16 protein-coding genes are annotated in these 17,523 nt (G+C 54.2%); 8 read left to right on the forward strand and 8 right to left on the reverse strand.

Going from position 1 to position 17,523, the window contains the following annotated elements:
* Window positions 1–42: 42 nt before the first annotated feature.
* The 6 genes from EUU25_RS04195 to lexA all read left to right on the forward strand — a co-directional run bounded on the left by EUU25_RS04195 (window position 43) and on the right by lexA (window position 4,801).
* The gene (locus tag EUU25_RS04195) at window positions 43–627 is read left to right on the forward strand and encodes an anthranilate synthase component II (RefSeq protein WP_158898577.1); all 585 of its coding nucleotides are present in this window, start codon (window positions 43–45) and stop codon (window positions 625–627) included.
* Window positions 624–1,601, forward strand: a complete 978-nt coding sequence (gene trpD, locus EUU25_RS04200) for an anthranilate phosphoribosyltransferase (protein ID WP_158898579.1) — start codon at window positions 624–626, stop codon at window positions 1,599–1,601. Before EUU25_RS04195 ends, trpD begins: the two co-directional genes overlap by 4 nt.
* The gene (gene trpC, locus EUU25_RS04205) at window positions 1,601–2,380 is read left to right on the forward strand and encodes an indole-3-glycerol phosphate synthase TrpC (protein ID WP_158898581.1); all 780 of its coding nucleotides are present in this window, start codon (window positions 1,601–1,603) and stop codon (window positions 2,378–2,380) included. The genes trpD and trpC overlap by 1 nt, the downstream gene beginning before the upstream one ends.
* Window positions 2,377–2,853: a cyclic pyranopterin monophosphate synthase MoaC gene (gene moaC / locus EUU25_RS04210; RefSeq protein WP_158898583.1), complete on the forward strand. Its 477-nt coding sequence runs from the start codon at window positions 2,377–2,379 to the stop codon at window positions 2,851–2,853. Before trpC ends, moaC begins: the two co-directional genes overlap by 4 nt.
* Window positions 2,847–4,025 (forward strand): molybdopterin molybdotransferase MoeA, encoded by a 1,179-nt coding sequence (locus tag EUU25_RS04215; RefSeq protein WP_158898585.1) that lies wholly within the window; start codon window positions 2,847–2,849, stop codon window positions 4,023–4,025. Before moaC ends, EUU25_RS04215 begins: the two co-directional genes overlap by 7 nt.
* An 89-nt stretch (window positions 4,026–4,114) precedes the next feature.
* The gene (gene lexA / locus EUU25_RS04220; RefSeq protein WP_158898587.1) at window positions 4,115–4,801 is read left to right on the forward strand and encodes a transcriptional repressor LexA; all 687 of its coding nucleotides are present in this window, start codon (window positions 4,115–4,117) and stop codon (window positions 4,799–4,801) included.
* On the opposite strand, the gene EUU25_RS04225 is transcribed toward lexA, so the two are convergent.
* Window positions 4,795–6,870 (reverse strand): ComEC/Rec2 family competence protein, encoded by a 2,076-nt coding sequence (locus tag EUU25_RS04225; protein WP_158898589.1) that lies wholly within the window; start codon window positions 6,868–6,870, stop codon window positions 4,795–4,797. The two genes, lexA and EUU25_RS04225, sit on opposite strands and share 7 nt — an antisense overlap.
* 318 nt (window positions 6,871–7,188) lie before the next feature.
* On the opposite strand from EUU25_RS04225, the gene EUU25_RS04230 reads away from it, so the two are divergent.
* Complete coding sequence (locus EUU25_RS04230; protein WP_158898591.1) at window positions 7,189–8,475, forward strand: citrate synthase; 1,287 nt, start codon at window positions 7,189–7,191, stop codon at window positions 8,473–8,475.
* Window positions 8,476–8,486: 11 nt separating this feature from the next.
* On the opposite strand, the gene EUU25_RS04235 is transcribed toward EUU25_RS04230, so the two are convergent.
* The 4 genes from EUU25_RS04235 to EUU25_RS04250 all read right to left on the reverse strand — a co-directional run bounded on the left by EUU25_RS04235 (window position 8,487) and on the right by EUU25_RS04250 (window position 12,428).
* Complete coding sequence (locus EUU25_RS04235) at window positions 8,487–9,818, reverse strand: sensor histidine kinase (RefSeq protein ID WP_158898593.1); 1,332 nt, start codon at window positions 9,816–9,818, stop codon at window positions 8,487–8,489.
* Window positions 9,815–10,786, reverse strand: coding sequence for a hypothetical protein (locus tag EUU25_RS04240; RefSeq protein WP_222848824.1), 972 nt, complete (start codon window positions 10,784–10,786; stop codon window positions 9,815–9,817). Before EUU25_RS04240 ends, EUU25_RS04235 begins: the two co-directional genes overlap by 4 nt.
* A 44-nt stretch (window positions 10,787–10,830) precedes the next feature.
* A complete protein-coding gene (locus tag EUU25_RS04245) occupies window positions 10,831–11,847 on the reverse strand; it encodes a hypothetical protein (RefSeq protein WP_158898597.1) in 1,017 nt (338 codons plus the stop codon).
* A 269-nt stretch (window positions 11,848–12,116) separates the two neighbouring features.
* On the reverse strand, window positions 12,117–12,428 hold the full coding sequence (locus EUU25_RS04250; protein ID WP_158898599.1) for an Hpt domain-containing protein: 312 nt from the start codon (window positions 12,426–12,428) through the stop codon (window positions 12,117–12,119).
* Between the two features lie 71 nt (window positions 12,429–12,499).
* Here EUU25_RS04250 and EUU25_RS04255 point away from each other — a divergent pair, with 71 nt between their 5' ends.
* A complete protein-coding gene (locus tag EUU25_RS04255; protein WP_158898601.1) occupies window positions 12,500–14,812 on the forward strand; it encodes a coiled-coil domain-containing protein in 2,313 nt (770 codons plus the stop codon).
* On the opposite strand, the gene EUU25_RS04260 is transcribed toward EUU25_RS04255, so the two are convergent.
* The 3 genes from EUU25_RS04260 to EUU25_RS04270 are packed head-to-tail and all read right to left on the reverse strand — an operon-like array spanning window position 14,809 to window position 17,509.
* Entirely contained in the window at window positions 14,809–15,087 is a 279-nt protein-coding gene (locus tag EUU25_RS04260) for a DUF1467 family protein (RefSeq protein ID WP_158898603.1), read from the reverse strand. The two genes, EUU25_RS04255 and EUU25_RS04260, sit on opposite strands and share 4 nt — an antisense overlap.
* On the reverse strand, window positions 15,084–16,727 hold the full coding sequence (locus EUU25_RS04265; RefSeq protein WP_158898604.1) for a ribonuclease J: 1,644 nt from the start codon (window positions 16,725–16,727) through the stop codon (window positions 15,084–15,086). The genes EUU25_RS04260 and EUU25_RS04265 overlap by 4 nt, the downstream gene beginning before the upstream one ends.
* Before the next feature lie 2 nt (window positions 16,728–16,729).
* Window positions 16,730–17,509 (reverse strand): type III pantothenate kinase, encoded by a 780-nt coding sequence (locus EUU25_RS04270; RefSeq protein ID WP_158898606.1) that lies wholly within the window; start codon window positions 17,507–17,509, stop codon window positions 16,730–16,732.
* Between the last annotated feature and the right edge of the window lie 14 nt (window positions 17,510–17,523).

Consider the following 17,523-nt stretch of genomic DNA (forward strand, 5'->3'; position numbering starts at 1 on the left):
TGCCTCTTCCACCCGCGATATAAAGGCGCTAGGGCCACGCGCATGATCCTCGTCATCGACAATTATGACAGCTTTACCTGGAACCTTGTCCATTATCTGATGGAACTGGGCGCAGAAGTGGATGTCGTCCGCAACGACGCCATGTCGGCGAGTCAAGCTTTGTCTTCAGGGGCACAGGCATTTCTGATTTCCCCAGGTCCAAAAACACCCAATGAAGCCGGGGTCAGCCTGGATCTGGTGGCGGCCTGCGCCGATGCCGGGAAGCCGCTGTTGGGGGTTTGCCTTGGGCATCAGACAATCGGCCAGCATTTCGGCGGAACTGTTTCCCGTGGCGGCTTGATGCATGGCAAGACATCTCCGGTTACACATGACGGGTCTGGTTTGTTCGCCGGCCTTCCCTCGCCCTTTACGGCAACACGATACCATTCGCTGATTGTTGAAAACATCCCGCCGCAACTGGTCGTCAACGCGACGAGTGATGACGGCCATGTCATGGGGTTCCGGCATGCGACGCTGCCTATCCATAGTGTGCAGTTCCATCCGGAAAGCATCGCCACTGAGCACGGACATGCCATGCTGGCCAATTTCATGCACATCGCGGGGATTCCGGTAAAGGAACGGGTGTGAAACTTCTGCCCGATGCGTCTCAGCCGCTTACTGCGGAATTGGCGGCTGAAGCCTTTGCTGCGATCCTCGATGGCGCGGTCGCGCCGGACGACATCCAGCATTTTCTGACTGTCATGTCGGACCGCGACGAAACCAGTATCGAAATCACCGCCGCCGTGCGCGAGATGCGCAAAAGGATGAAGACAATTTCGGCTCCTGAGGGCGCCATCGATGTATGCGGCACCGGCGGCGACGGAAGCCATAGTCTGAATATTTCAACCGCAGTCGCGATCGTTGTCGCTGCCTGTGAGGTGCCCGTTGCGAAACATGGTAACCGTGCCGCCTCATCCAAAGCGGGTGCTGCGGACACGTTGGAGGCGCTGGGTCTCAATCTCGACCGGGCGAGCGAAACGGCGGAAGCCACGCTAGCCGATCTTGGAATATGCTTTCTGTTTGCGCAGAAGCATCATCCCGCGCTTGCGCCGCTTGCTCCGATCCGCAAGGCGATTGGCAAACGCACCATATTCAACCTGACCGGACCCGCTGCTAACCCGGCGAGAGTAAAGCGCCAGTTGATCGGCGTAGCGCGGCCCGATTTCCTGCCGGTATATGCGGGTGCCTTGGAACTCCTCGACTATGAAGATGCGATGTTGGTCGCCGGAGACGAACCCTTGGATGAACTTTCGATCTCGGGTCCCAGTAGCGTCCATCGGCTTGGCCAGTCATCGACCCGGATTACACCTGAAAGCGCCGGATTGGCGCAACACCCTTCGGAGGAACTTCGGGGTGGCGATGCGGCTTATAATGCCGCGGCATTGATGCGACTCCTTGATGGGGAAGCCGGTGCCTATCGCGACGCCGTCCTCCTGAATGCTTCGGCGGCGCTCATGGTGGCAGGGCATGTGCATGATTGGCATTCCGGTGTCGAAGAAGCGGCCGAAGCCATTGACAAGGGCTTGGCCAAGGCTCTGTTAAACTGCTGGGTAGCTTATTAATGTCCGACAAACTTGCCGAAATCTGCGCCACGAAAATGGGCGAAGTTGCCACTCGAAAGCCGAAAGGCTTGGCACATTGGCCTTCGCCGTCGCCAGTCCGCGGCTTTGAAGCGGCTCTACGCGCGCGTGCGCAAACCGGTTTTGCCCTGATCGCAGAGATTAAAAAAGCCAGCCCCTCCAAAGGCCTCATCCGTGCCGATTTCGATCCTGCGGCCCATGCGAGGTCTTATCAGGCCGGTGGTGCAGCATGCCTGTCGGTTCTTACCGACGCTCCCTATTTCCAGGGACATGAAGATTATCTGGTCGCCGCACGGGCAGCATGCGACTTGCCTGTTATCCGCAAAGATTTCATCGTCGACCCTTGGCAATGTGACGAAGCGCGGGCCATGGGTGCTGATGCGATCCTGATCATTGTCGCCGCATTAGAAGACAGCCAAATGTGCGAGATTGAAGACGCGGCACTCGCCCAAAGCCTCGATATACTTGTCGAAGTGCACGACGAGAGTGAAATGGAGCGCGCGCTTCAACATTTAAAGTCGAAGCTGATCGGCGTAAACAACCGCAATTTGAAGACATTTGATGTCGACCTGTCGACGACCGAGCGTCTGGCCAAAATGGCTCCGTCAGACGTATTGTTGGTGTGCGAAAGTGGTATTTCGACCCACGCCGATTGCACACGGATGGCGCAAGCCGGGGTCCGCACATTTCTGGTCGGCGAAAGCTTGATGCGGCAGAAGGATGTCGAAAAAGCAACGCATATGCTATTGACGGGTGCATGACGAAACTGACCCATCTCGATGAAAGCGGTGCTGCGCATATGGTGGATGTATCGGCTAAAGCCGACACTGTTCGCGAGGCGGTGGCCGAGGGCCGGATTCAAATGTCGGCGAACGCATTGCAGGCTATCGTTGAAGGCAGCGCCAAGAAAGGCGATGTCCTCGCCACCGCACGCATCGCCGGGATAATGGCTGCGAAGAAAACGAGCGAACTCATACCACTATGCCATCCGTTGCTGCTTTCGAAAATAGCAGTAGATTTCACCTTTGAATCCGATGGCATTCGCGCAACGTCGCGTGTGCGTCTTACCGGGCAAACAGGCGTAGAAATGGAAGCGATGACGGCGGTGTCTGTCGCGCTCCTGACCATTTACGACATGGCAAAAGCTCTCGACAAAGGCATGACGATTACAGAAATTCGTCTTTTAACCAAAAGTGGCGGCAAATCAGGTGATTGGGTGCGTCCCGCATGCTGAGCTTGGACGAGGCCCAATCGCAGCTACTGGCTTTGGCTACCCGCTTACCTTCCCAATCAAAGCCGCTTTCCGCTTGTTCCGGCCACTATCTGGCTGAACCCGTTATCGCGAAACGCACCCAGCCCGCTGCGGATCTTTCGGCGATGGATGGTTATGCCCTCAGCAGTTTCACCCAACCTGGCCCTTGGCGCGTCATTGGTGAAAGCGCAGCAGGTCGACCTTTTGGGAACGAAGTCGGCGCAGGCGAAGCGGTCCGTATTTTTACTGGCGCACATGTGCCGGCAGGCTGCGACACGGTGCTTATTCAAGAAGATGCGATCCGCGATGGCGCGACACTAAAACTGAATGGATCGGAACTCCTGAAACCAGCGGCGCATATCAGACGTGCCGGTGGCGACTTCCTCGAAGGCTCCACTTTGCTGGATACGGGGATCAAACTTACCCCCGGCGCCATCGCGGTCGCGGCGATGGCCGGTTATGGAACGTTAAATGTCGGTGGCCGCCCGCATGTAAGCATTTTGGCATCGGGAGACGAATTACGTGCGCCCGGCGAGCTTTGCGATGATGCCCATATACCTTCCAGTAACACCCCAATGCTTGTCGCTATGCTATCAGGGTTACCATGTGATGTAACGGATTGCGGAATTGTAGAAGACACGATGGAAGCGCTTGAAACTGCAATCCAGAACTGCATGCAATCCGATATCATCGTCACTACAGGTGGCGCCTCTGTCGGCGATCATGATCTGGTGGAACCGGTGCTCCGTAAATTGGGTGCCCAAATCGACTTCTGGAAAGTAGCCATCCGACCTGGAAAGCCCCTCATTGTAGGACGAATCGGTAAGACTATCATCCTTGGATTGCCCGGAAATCCGTCATCGGCATATGTCACAGCAACACTCTTTCTTTTGCCCTTAGTGCGATTTCTGGCGGGTTGCACAGCACCGCTACCTAAGGTCAATAATGGCACACTAAACCATGCGATCGCCGCGGGTGGCAAAAGAACAGAGTTGTTCCGCGCCCTTGAAGAAAATGGCGTGATCTCAATATTTTCAAGGCAAGATAGCGGAATGCTGACACCGCTTTCCATGGCAAATGCTCTGCTAATCAACCCCGTTGACGCGCCCGCACGGGTAGCGGGGGAACCTGCCCAGTTTTTGCGGATCGACTGACGGAAACTGTGTTCGGATTACCAAGTGTTGACTTAACCGCATTTGTTCTCTAATCGTTCCATTCATGTTCAACATATCGGGAACGTCACATGCTCACCGCAAAACAACATGAATTGCTTCTTTTTATCCATAAGCATCTGGAAGAAAGCGGTATTTCACCTTCATTTGAAGAAATGAAGGAAGCTCTCGATTTGAAAAGCAAATCCGGTGTCCACCGGCTGATTGGTGCGTTAGAGGAACGCGGGTTTATCCGCCGCCTCGTCAACCGCGCCCGCGCACTTGAGGTTGTAAAAATGCCGGAAGGTGGGACGAGCCGACCTTCCAATATCACCAAGCTAACCCCTGCCATCGCGTCGAACAAAGCGCAGGTTAATCTACCCGTCGCTGCCAACGATGTTCTCGAAATTCCTCTGCACGGCAAGATTGCTGCGGGTGTTCCTATCGAAGCGCTTGAGGGACAAAACTCGCTCTCTGTACCGATGGCTTTGCTCGGCAGCGGTGAACATTATGCGCTTGAAGTATCTGGAGACTCCATGGTGGAAGCCGGGATATTGGATGGCGATTATGCCTTGATTAAAAAGGCGAGCACAGCGCGTGACGGCGAAATCGTCGTTGCTCTTGTACGGGGTGAAGAGGCTACACTGAAATATCTGCGCCGCGAAGGTCAGCGAATTCGTCTCGATCCGGCAAACTCGCTTTATGAACCGCAATATTTCGAGTCCCATGAAGTCGAGGTGCAAGGAAAGCTGGCTGGGCTATTACGTCGCTATCACTGATTTATCGGCGGTTCGGTTCGGGCGGCTTTTACCCAAGGATAGTGCGCATTTTCATCGTTGACACTAACGACGGTGCCGCTCGGAAGGAAGAACGCCAGCCCGCCGCTTTCGGCAAGCATTCCCCTATCTGCTTTGATCCATTTGGGCTGACAGGATACCGGTAGCCAGCGATCACTCACAACGATATCTGCCCGGCGACAGGCAGCGGCCATTTCAAGCTCCGGTATGGCATAGGCTGTCCGCGTCGCCATAATGCTCCACTCTCTGCTCCCCCTCCGCATGCTAATTACACACACATCGGGCGAGCAGTGTGTCCCAGGCCATTGCTCAATATTCACGGGTTCGGACAATGTACCGACGCTTTCGAGCATCATGTCCTGAATATACTCACCCGTTCGCGCACGTAGCAACGCAACACGTCCGTCGGGCTCCGACACAGCCAAATGCTTGCCGTCCGACGTTACCAACACATCAGGTCTTGGTGCGGACAGCATTGCCCACATGCCAATCGCAACGGGGAGCAGCCCCCCAACACGAGCAGGGCTCTTGAGCAGGCCGATCCACAGCCCTCCGAAAACCATCATGACAAATGCCCATAGTGGCATGGCGGGCATCATCATCACAGCGCCCTGCAACGAACTGACGGAACGGGCCAAGGTGAGAATGGCCTCGATCCCCTGCCCGGCTATCCACCAGGCCGGAGCACCAATTCCCGCCAAGTCGAGCATCAGCGCTAAGGCTTGTGCCGGCATCACGAGAAAGGTTGTGAGCGGGATCGCCATAACGTTGGCAAAGGCGCTGTACATCCCGGTGCGATGAAAGTGATACAGCGTGATAGGCGCTAGAATGAATTCGATGGCTATGCCCGTAACAATCAACGCGACAATCGCCCGCAATGCCCGTGCGATCAGGGCTTCATCGCGGCGCTCGGTCCAGCGCTTCATCCAGCCTGCTTCGTGCAGAATCACGATCGTTGCCACAGCCGCAAAGCTGAGTTGGAAACTTGGTCCTGCCATAGCCTCGGGCCAGAAGAGCAATACAATGATCGCTCCTGCCGAAACGAGGCGCAACGTTAACGCTTCGCGCCCGAGCGCCATAGCCAAAAGAATGAGCAACGCGGCAATACACGACCTGACGGTGGGGACTTCAGCCCCAGCTAACAATGTGTATGCGACAGCCCCTAACGCTGAGAAACCGGCTGCCAATAGAGGAACCGGGTAACGGAGCGCGACCATCGGAAATAGTGCAAAAACCCTGCCCGCCAGGAAAAACAGAAAGCCGACGACGGCCGTAACATGCAGTCCGCTAATGGATAACAAATGCGCCATACCACTATCGCGCATCGCCTGCGCGTCGACGGGGTCAATATTCGCCTGATCACCCGTAATAAGCGCAGCACCGATCTCGCCCGTGCCCTTAGGCATTTGCGCGATGATATGCTGCGTTAGGAAATTACGAACTTCCGGAATTGAGTTGGAAGCTGCAGTGGATTTAACGATAGCTACAGGACCTAATGCGCGGCCCGTAGCACCTAATTGCTGAAACCATGCCCTGCGTGCAAAATCATAACTACCCGGTAGAATTGGGCCATTTGGCGGCATCAATCGTGCCCGCACCTGAATAATGGCACCCACATTGAGTGATGCTGTTCCAATCTGCTCCTGCGTTAGATTCAGCCTGATTTTGGGAGGTAAATTTTGACCCTCGCCTGTTGCGATTTCCAAGCGGATAACTCCGCGTGCGCCCATATATTCGATCTTATCGACGCGCCCGTAAAGCGAGCCCGTCCAAACTTTTTGCATTACTGGCCCGGCTACGGATGCAGACTTCAATGAAATCGCTGCAAAACCAACTATCAGAGTAATGGCAGCGATGACGAGCAATCTTGCCAAACGCCTTCGAAGGCCAATGGCGACGCTGAAAAGGACTAAAGATACGGACATAATCAACAACGGAACCAATCCGCTATCCCCGGTCACCTGCCAAATGCCTATTCCCGAACCGATCCCGACCGGCAACCAGAGTGGGAGTTGCTCGCGTTCGCGTTCCAACCTGCGGTCTATCGCCATGCTTATGGACGCTATTTGGAAATTTGGACGGGCATATTGCCGCGGCAAACTTCCAAAAAAACTAATCATGTCAGCGGTGTAGCATCTTTGCCACAAATAACAATTATATCGTCGGTCAATCTAAATGCTTTGCCTTGACGACCGTGTATTTTGGCACCATTGCCGACAAAACGATAATGCCAACTTCTCCCCAAGAAATAATGGCAGTTGAGGGGCCTAAAGCAAACGCATCTGGCGTTTCGGCGCCTTTTGTCGGACATGGAACATAGCCTGAAAAGGGGCGCCCAATTATCGGGTTCGAAGTTATGGAGTGTAAAAATGGCGGAAAATAATGCAACGCTGACAATCGGAGATACCAGCTACGATTTGCCAATCATGAAGGGCAATGAAGGCCCCGATGTTTTGGATATCCGTAAATTATATGGCGCATCCGACCATTTCACGTTCGACCCGGGTTTCACCTCTACCGCCAGTTGCGAGTCGGCCCTGACATTCATTGACGGCGATGAAGGTATCCTTCTCCATCGTGGCTATTCCATCGAAGAACTCTCCGAAAAGTCGAGCTTCATGGAAGTGTCCTATTTGCTGCTCAACGGCGAATTGCCGTCGAAGACGCAGTTGGTCGAGTTCAGCCAGACAATTTCGCGGCACACCATGCTACACGAACAGCTGGCGACCTTTTATCGTGGCTTCCGCCGCGATGCGCATCCCATGGCGATCATGTGCGGCGTCGTGGGGGCTCTTTCCGCATTCTATCACGACTCCACAGACATCAGCGATCCGACCCACCGGATGATTTCCAGCCATCGGTTGATCGCCAAGATGCCGACCATTGCAGCGATGGCGTATAAATATTCGATCGGGCAGCCCTTCTTGTACCCCGACAACAGCCTGTCCTACACTGGAAACTTCCTGCGCATGACGTTCGGCGTCCCGGCTGAGCCTTATGTGGTAAATCCCGTCATTGAACGTGCGATGGATCGCATTTTCATCCTGCATGCGGATCACGAACAAAATGCCTCGACATCGACCGTGCGTCTCGCCGGTTCATCGGGGGCCAACCCCTTTGCATGTATTGCAGCCGGCATTGCCTGCCTGTGGGGTCCGGCGCATGGCGGTGCCAATGAAGCGGCGCTCAACATGCTTCGCGAAATCGGCACGCCCGACAAAATCCCGCACTATATTGAGCGCGCAAAGGACAAGAATGATCCGTTCCGCCTGATGGGCTTTGGACATCGTGTTTACAAAAACTACGACCCTCGCGCTTCTGTGATGCAAAAGACGGTTCGTGAAGTTTTGAGCGAACTGAAGGTCAACGATCCAATATTTGATGTGGCCCTCCAGTTGGAGGACATGGCGTTGAACGATCCTTATTTCATCGAAAAGAAGCTGTTCCCGAACGTCGACTTCTATTCAGGTATCATTCTTTCAGCCATCGGCTTCCCGACTGAAATGTTTACCGTGTTGTTCGCCCTGTCCCGGACCGTAGGCTGGGTTGCACAGTGGAACGAAATGATTTCGGACCCTGGCCAGAAGATCGGCCGCCCGCGTCAGCTTTACACCGGCCCAAAGCATCGGCCCTACCCCGGATTTGACGAGCGTTAATTGCTGTTGGATTAGCTATTCGGAAGGCGGAGGGTGAAAATCGCACCTCCGTCTTCTGCATTTTCAACATGCAGTTCGCCGCCCATCGCACGGGCAAGTCGGCGGGAAATATACAGACCCAGGCCGCTACCGCCATCGCCGGACCGTCCCAGACGTTCGAATTTCTCGAATATCTTTTCCCGGTCGGCAGGGTCAATACCCTTACCTTGGTCACGCACCGAAATAACCGCCTCTGCGTCCACTGTGGCGATGTCGATAAAAATGTTCGTGCCGTCCGGTGAATAGCGAATGGCGTTATTGACCAAATTCAGAATGATCTGAAGCGTACGCCGGAACTCTGCCACCGCTGGTACCAGCATGTCTTCTGGCGGGGTGTGGACCGATATGCGGTGGTCGGCCGCCTTGAGTGCAAGCAACCCCGCCACGCGTCGCGCAACGTCACCCAGTTCGATATTGTCCCGCGCGGCTTTGAAGTCCGGACGTTCTACCGCCTCCAAATCACCCAGATCGTCAACTAGGGCCGACAAGTGGCGGGCAGCATTCGCAATATCACGCGCATATAGGGCATAATTCTCTCGGATTGGGCCTTGCAATTCACTGCCTATGGTTTCGGCATTGGCAATGATGCGCCCCAAAGGCTGACGCAGCACAGGAGCCAGATTTTTCCCGAATAGTGCGCCTGCTGCTACGCTTTCCTTCGGCGCAGCAATAGGAGTGCTTGGTTCTTCGACCCGTTCAAACTGCAGTTCAAATCCGTTCGCAACGGATCCGCCGTTGACATGGAAAACCAAGCCATCGCTCACACGCGTCAAACTACATGACGTAACCGCAATGCTGGCGGACATTGACGATAGCAATGAATCCAGAGCGGCCCCGCCCTCAAATACCGACGCTAACAACGCCCTGCCATCACGGCCAAAATCGGACGGCATCAGGCCGTGGGACGCGTCCCCGGTCGCCCTGACCAGTCGACCGACCGGATCAAACTTCATCACATTTTCGTGGACAATTGGGGCCGGTGCACTGGTTGAGCCGGTGCGCCGGACCTCGGGCAACACGCGCCAGCTTATAATAGAGAGCCTTGCCTTATCCGGTGTAGGATCGATCTCGATCCAGAGCTCCAGATGTTCGGCATCGTCAGCCACGCGAACCGCGCGCGATAATTTCATCTGCAGCTTTATCGCCAATAACGCCAACGTCTTGATTGCCGGAACAGCCAGCAATTCATTCTTGCGTCCCCCGGCGCGCTCGTTGAGACGCACCAGTGCATCGTCGGCCGAAACTAGACGGCCGTCAGCATCTACTTCACCCGAAATGGGATTAATAAGCTGCGCACCACTCATGGCAGTTTTCCGCCCGACAGAAACTGCGCGCGCGCAGATGCCCAATATCCGATCTGGGTTAAGGCTTCATCAGCTTGCAGATTTGCGTAGCCGTACTCGAATATTCCCGCCTCTCTGGGTGTGATCAGGTCGCCACGGAAAAGAAAGATGTTCTTGAGCGCATGTGTCTTGGACACGCCGCACGCTGCCAGCATGACGGCATAGGGTGCCGACGATGACGCGTCGATGAGACGCAGAATATGGTCATGGTCGAGTTCCAGATCGGCAGAAAGCGCAGCCACATGCAAATGCAGACCATAAATCTCAGGATTCCCGACCAGCGTATGGGTCGGATCGTCCGAAAAGTGCACGATTTTTCGCGCTGCATCCTGTGCACGATCAGCTTCGCAAAAGCTGGAGAGAAGGGATTTTGCTGAAGCAATTATGGCGGGCTGCCGCGCGCCTTCAAATATTTCGATGGCAGCCACAATCTGCCAAGTTAGCTTATAGAGCAATTCGGACGTGAGACCCAGATAGGTATTCCCTGCCCCGCTCCGATGTAAGCTTTCTGCAGCCAATAAGGTTTGCGCAGCATCCGCCAACATCCCGTTTTGATGGTCAAGATATGCCGATGCCGACTTGACCTTATCTTGGGCGATACACGCGCCAAGACGGTCTTCAGCGACGCGCGCCAAGATAAAATCGATTAAATCCGGTTCACGCAAAAATCCGGATTTGGATAATATGTCCCAAGTTAAGGGGAAATGCGGGTTGCGTTTCGACAAAAGCCGCGCTTCCAAATCGGAGACCAACTGGATCAGCTTCGCCGAAACGGCGCTAATCGTTGCCTCAGTCGGCGGATTGACGGCGGTTGGGAAAATAACAGAAGCGATATCTGTACACAGAGCGTCGATGTCGTGCGCATGCTCGGCGCCGACTTTCATCAAAACATTAATATCATCGACACCGTGATCCAACGGAATTTCCATGCTGAGAACAGCGAATAGCCTATCAAATAAAGGTTTACACGGCTTTAAGGCTGTTTCTGAGCAGCAACCACGCGCCTGGCTAGATACTGTTCCGTCAAGAGAAGCGCAAGTTGCGCAAAAACAATAATTTTTAGCCCAAACGCATATTCCGAGAAATAGGCTGACATCGCCATCCCAAGGACCAAGAGCGCCGGCGAGCATAAAAAGTTCGCAGTCCAACGTTTTGCGGGAATTGGCAGCGCCAATGCCGCCAATCCCAGCATGATGGTCGTGAATTCCACCGCATTTGACCCGACTGTAGCCTCGCTAAATGCCACATAAAGCGCGGATATAATTGAAACCACCCAGAAAACCGTGCCATGGATAGGACTCCGTCCTCTATGGGACTTGATGTCAATCAACGTCTGGATCTGGTTCAGCATCAGACCCAAGAAAATGAAAAGCAATGCGAATACGGCCTGATTCACGGCCGTAAGAACCAGGCTCAAGCCAACGGCAACTGCGGCCGGAAGATGTGCAAATTTGGAAAAACTGGCATTGCCCCAAGCAACGGGCGCAAGCCGCTCCGCAATGGCGCCAAAAATATTCCGCTCGATCCACCCTTTCACGACGTCGACCCGTGCCTGCATTTTTTTCGCGCCAATAGCTTGAGCGTCTGCGGCGCTGCTTATCTTCGCGATTTCAGCATTTTGAATGGCGCTCTGTGGCAGTGGATGGAATGGCGTACCGATCTGGATGGCAAAGCGGAGCAAAGTTGATGCTATGCTCCATCCTTCAGGAATGTCGTGAATCGACCCCAGCTTTCCCGTTTCGAGCAGCGTAAATCCTGCCCAGCATCGCGTGAGATCAATCCGCTCGAAATCGGCACTTTCATTTCCAATATCGCAGGTCGCTACGCAAGGCGTTCCCGACCCGATCAGCCGATGCAAAATGTCTTCAGAAAAATACAGGCCTTCGGCGAGGATAACGAGGCGGGATTTAAGATCGCTGGACTTCTGCAGATCCTCAAGCGTCCGCACAAAGTGGATGGTAAGCCCAAAGCGTTCGCCAGCATCTGACATTTTGAGCAGAGCGCCGGACACGTTGTCCACTTCAACGAAGCAGGTTGTAATTCCGGACTTTTGGAGAGCAGCCAGCTGCCATTCCAGAACCGACTGGCCAGCAATTGTAAGAGATTGCGACTGATGCTCAGCAAAATTGGGAGTTTCTATTGTAGAAACAACGGACAAAAGTGCCGCTGGTGGACCTTGGATATTGTCGGCAGATAACATCCGCCCGATATGGACGATATTACCTCATTTCCAACTATTTTGTTGGCATCGTCCCTGTTCTAGGAAATTTCGTGCGTTTCGATTTCGATAATTGCGGCCTCGATGTCACGAATTACAACCGGGTCACCGGGTGCTCCGACGCTGGCCATATCTGCCAGTTCCATGAGGCGTGTTGCCCCAAAACTTGCGGCGAGACCCTTTAATCGCCAGCTTGTGTACTGCCAATTGGCGTCGCAACGCGACCGGGAAAGCAAGCTTAATTGCCGGCGGGCACTCTCTACGAAAGAATGGCGCAACTCCGCCATCAAGGCATAATCATCGCCTGAAGCGGCTTTTATCGCTGTGTCAAAAGAGCCATAATCCATAGACATTCCACAGTCATACGCCACTTAGTGTTAAGTTTGCGTTTCCCCTGTGGATAAAATATGGTTAACAAAGTTCTATGACTGCACGCTCTAAAATTGTTGGCCTAACTCGGCAGATTGAAAATGGTTCCGTTGACGAAATGGAAATCCATATCTCTGAACATGATTTGGTGTCCGGCGCGGAACCATCTCCCATGCCGGACGCGAGTCCCGATTATGATCAGCCGGAGGATGTAGCTGAAGAATATTCAGAAAAATCTGTCCGTTGGACGAGCTATCTTTTACCTTTTGCGATCGTCACGCTGACGATCGGTTGGACCGCCTATTTTGTGTGGACCTATCTACCGCTGATCAAGGACGGGCTCAAGGGTGAGTATCTGATCACCCTGATCAGCATCTGGGCTACTCCTGCTATGTTTCTGGCAATTTTATGGCTCTTGGTTATGCGATCCAGTCGTGCTGAAGCGTTCAGGTTTCGCGATGTAGCGCTCTCGCTGCGCAAGGAAAGCGAAGCGCTCGAAATGCGCATGCGCACGGTGAATGAAGAAATATCCATGGCGCGCAGCTTTCTGGCCCAGAATGCTCGGGAACTGGAAACAGTCGGAAAGCAATCTTCACAAAGTTTGATGGAAGCCGCGCAAATTTTGACCGCTGCATTGTTGGACAGCGATGAAAAAGCAAAAACGCTCGAAACGGTAAGCAATGCCGCCACCACCAATCTAGAACAACTCCGCAAGCATTTGCCCGTCGTAACTAGCGCTGCCAAAGACGTTACAAACCAAATTGGTAGCGCAGGGAATAATGCGCAATTGCAGATAAAGTCGTTGATTGCCGGACTTGCCCGTATTGGCGAGGTTGGAACGTCGACCCGTGCCTATATTGATGACGTCGGCAATCGCGCCGATGCGGTCTCTGAACAGCTTGGAAATATTTCCCGCGAAACCGCCGATTCATTGAATGAAGCAAGTTTGCTTGCCGAAAAGCGTGCGTCGGCCGCAGCGAAGCTTCTCGATGTAGCGGCGCAGAATATGTCTTCGCAGGTCGGCAATGTGACGTCCGAGCTTAGCCAACTCCTTTCGGACAACAGAGCAAAGATTGAAGAAAATGTCGGCTTGCTGAAAAAAGCCATGGGTGAAATTGCGCTGCAATCGCAGGAAGAGAAAAACCGCATTGCGTCGATCATTGGTGATATCGAGAACCACCTGAGCGCCAGCGCGGCTACGATATCGGAAATCGACAAGGCCGCAACCGATCAGACAGCCAAGCTCGCTTTCGCCGTTTCCGCACTTGGCGTGAGTGCGAAAGAGGTGAATTCCGAATTGGACGGCAGCCATAGCCGCACCGAGCAACTGCTGGAGAGAGCTGACGGTCTATTGTCATCGCTCAACAGGATCAACGCCGAGATCGCCGAGAACATCCCTGCATCTATCGGGCAAGTTGGATTGCAGATTTCCGGAACAACGGATCAGCTAGCGTCAGCGACGGGGAGTGCCCGTGATCTGAACGCGCAAAGCAGCGAATTGCTGAAAGTCGCGTCTTCACTGAGTGCTTTGATTGATGAGCAAAGCGCAAAAATTGGCATAATCATGCAGGACAGCGATGAGCATTTCGCCGCGCGTCATGAGCAAGCCGACGCCCTTTCGGCAACTTTGAACGAAACCCGCACGCTAATTGAGTCGATCACGCAAGTGACCGAAGGTGCGCTGGTATCGTCTCTCTTGCGCGTTCGGGAAGTAACCGAAGGCGCGGTGCAGGACAGCCGCAAGATCGTGGAGAATGAACTCACGCATGTGGCGGACCGGTTGGCGGATCAGAACCGCATTGCACTTGAAGGCGCCGTCGAGAACCAATTGAAGGCAATGAACGAACAAGTTCAAAATGCCATTGAACGCAATATCAGCCTGTCTGAAAGCTCAACAGCGCAACTGACAACGCAGTTGAAGGAATTGGATGAACTCGCCGATAATCTTGAAAAGCGGATTGCCGAAAGCCGGAACAGCTTTGACGGTATCGATGATGACAGCTTCGCACGGCGGATGGTCCTGCTCACCGAATCGTTGAACTCCACGTCAATCGATGTGGCAAAGATACTCTCGAACGAAGTCACCGACACCGCATGGGCAGCTTATCTGAAGGGCGACCGCGGGGTCTTCACTCGCCGTGCCGTGCGCCTCCTTGATGCAGGCGAGTCACGCGCGATCGCGACGCATTACGGTCAAGACGCGGAATTCCGTGAACATGTGAACCGCTACATTCATGACTTTGAGGCGATGATGCGGATTTTGCTGAGCACACGTGATGGCAACGCGATTTGCGTTACACTCCTGTCATCCGACGTCGGCAAATTGTACGTAGCTTTGGCCCAAGCAATTGAGCGGCTTCGGAACTAGCTTGCCGTTGGTGGCGTAACCAAAAAGTCAAAGCTGTGCCGGTCAACCCAACCTTGGGTGTAATTAGCATAATAGAGCCCGAATAGCGCCGCAGACAACAACGTGGTCCGCAATATAATCACCCATGGCCGGAAATTACCTGGCGCGCTGTCGGCTTGACCAGGCGTTTTCTCCAACCCCAGTTCGTCGTGGGTCCTGACGCCTATTGGCAAGATTACAAAGGCGCTTAAAACCCAGAAAAGCACGTAAATTGCAACAATCGATGTCCAGTTCATGCGGTTTCCAATATCATGACGTCAACGATGGGCTTCTTGCCCGTCCAGCTGGTCGCCACGCGGCGCACAGCAAGGCGAACCGATTCACGAAGTTTCTCGAAATCGCCCTTATTCTCCCTGATGGCCTTTACGGCTGCGGCCGAAGCCTCTTCCAGAAAATCCTCCATATCCTCTTCAATAGGCACGCCGTGTAAACGGATTTGTGGCTCACCCAGAAGGCGGTCGCGCTCATCTAGGGCGAAGGCGACGTTAATCAGCCCATACCATGACAGACGGCGGCGTTCGTTTATGGTGGCCCCATCGGCTGAAATGATCGTATCGCCGTCCAATATCAACCGGCCTGTACGCTCTTGCCCGATGATCTCTGGCTTTCCGGGGGCCAGACGCACCACATCGCCATTGGACTGAACGAGAGTGTTCTTGACGCCATGTGCTTTTGCAAAGCGGGCCTGTTCGGCCATATGGCGGCGCTCGCCATGAACCGGTACCAGTACCGACGGCTTGATCCAGTCGTAAAGCAACGCCAGTTCCGGTTGGCCGGGGTGTCCCGACACATGGACATGCGCCTGCTTTTCGGTAACGGTCAGAATATTACGCTCGGCAAGCTTATTCATGATTACACCGATAGCGATTTCGTTCCCTGGAATCTGTTTGGACGAGAAGATGACTGTATCGCCCTCCTCCAGCTTAACCGGATGATTTCCTTCCGCAATACGGGCTAAAGCCGCACGTGCTTCGCCCTGACCACCTGTGGCCACAACCATCACCTCATGGCGGGCAAGGCCGTCGACAGCCTCCATATCCACCGTCTTGGGCATATCTTTCAAATAGCCATTGGCCTGTGCAGCATCGATAATCCGGTGCAAGGAACGACCGGCGAAGCAAAGGGTCCTGCCTGTCTCGCGCGCAACTTCGCCCATGGTCTGCAGACGCGCTGCGTTGGATGCAAAGGTGGTGAGCAGCACCCTGCCCTTTGCTTCTTTCACGGATTTCAACAGGTCCGCTTTCACGCTGCCTTCGCTGCCGCTATCATCTGCATTGAACGCGTTGGTGGAATCGCACACCAGCGCTAAAATGCCTTCTTCTCCGATGGCCTTTAACTGATCCGCCGTGGACGGCGTTCCGATAACGGGCCGCTCATCCAACTTCCAGTCGCCGGTATGGAATATCTTGCCATAGGGTGTTGTAATGAGACAGGCGCTCATTTCGAGGATCGAGTGGGCGAGCGTCACGAACTGGAACCCGAATGGTCCCAAATCAAAGCTACCTTCCATCGGAATGATGTTCAATTCGACGCTATCGGCGATGCCTTCTTCTTCCAGCTTTCCGCGTATCAGGGTCGCGGTAAAGGGCGTGGCGTAGAGTGGAACGCCGAGATCGGCGGCGAAATAAGCAACCGCGCCAATATGATCTTCATGACCATGCGTCAGCACGATACCCAAAAGGTCATCCTTGCGCTGCTCGATAAATTCCAGATCGGGCAGGATCAGTTCGACCCCAGGATATTCCGCATTGGCGAATGTCAGCCCAAGATCAACCATGACCCATTTGCCCTGGCAACCGTAAAGATTGACGTTCATGCCAATCTCGTTCGACCCGCCCAGTGCGAGGAAAAGTAACTCATTCTTTGGGGTAGTCATGATTATGTTTCTCGATTCCTGTACAAATGCGCCAGCCCCCGCAGCGTCAAATCCGGTTCTACCCGGTCAAATAAATGGCCATGTTGCTGAAAAAGGATAGCAAGACCGCCAGTCGCGATGACCGTGACCGGTTTGCCAATTTCAGCCTTCATACGGGCGATCATTCCTTCGATCATCGCCACATAGCCCCAATAGATACCAATCTGCATTTGTCCAACTGTTGTCGTACCAATGACACTTTCATTTGGCGGCGGCTCGATTGCAATACGCGGCAACATGGCCGCTGCGGCGTAAAGTGCATCAAGGCTAAGATTAACGCCCGGCGCAATACTGCCCCCCCGATAGGAACCGTCGGGACCGATATAGTCGAACGTGGTCGCCGTGCCGAAGCTGATAACCAGCTTGTCGCCGTCGGCCAAGGATTGTGCGGCAATGGCATTTACCGCGCGATCGGCGCCAACCGATTGGGGTTCATCCACCTTCAACTGGATGCCCCAGCCAACCGACCCCCGACCTGCTATTAACGCCTCACAATCGAAATAATGGGAGGCAAGCAACTGCAAATTATGCAGCGCGCGGGGCACTACCGTTGCGACAATCACGGCCTTGATGTCGCTTCGGCGGAAACCGGCCATCTGGATCAGTTGATCCAGCCACACCGCATACTCATCCGCCGTGCGCCGTGCGTCGGTGGCGATGCGCCAACGCTTTACAATTTCTCCACTGTCGTCGACCAGCGCGAATTTCACGTTGGTGTTGCCGGTATCAATGGCGAGAAGCATAGTCGGTCCTCTGC

The sequence above is a fragment of the Sphingorhabdus lacus genome (assembly GCF_009768975.1).
Classification (GTDB): domain Bacteria; phylum Pseudomonadota; class Alphaproteobacteria; order Sphingomonadales; family Sphingomonadaceae; genus Sphingorhabdus_B; species Sphingorhabdus_B lacus.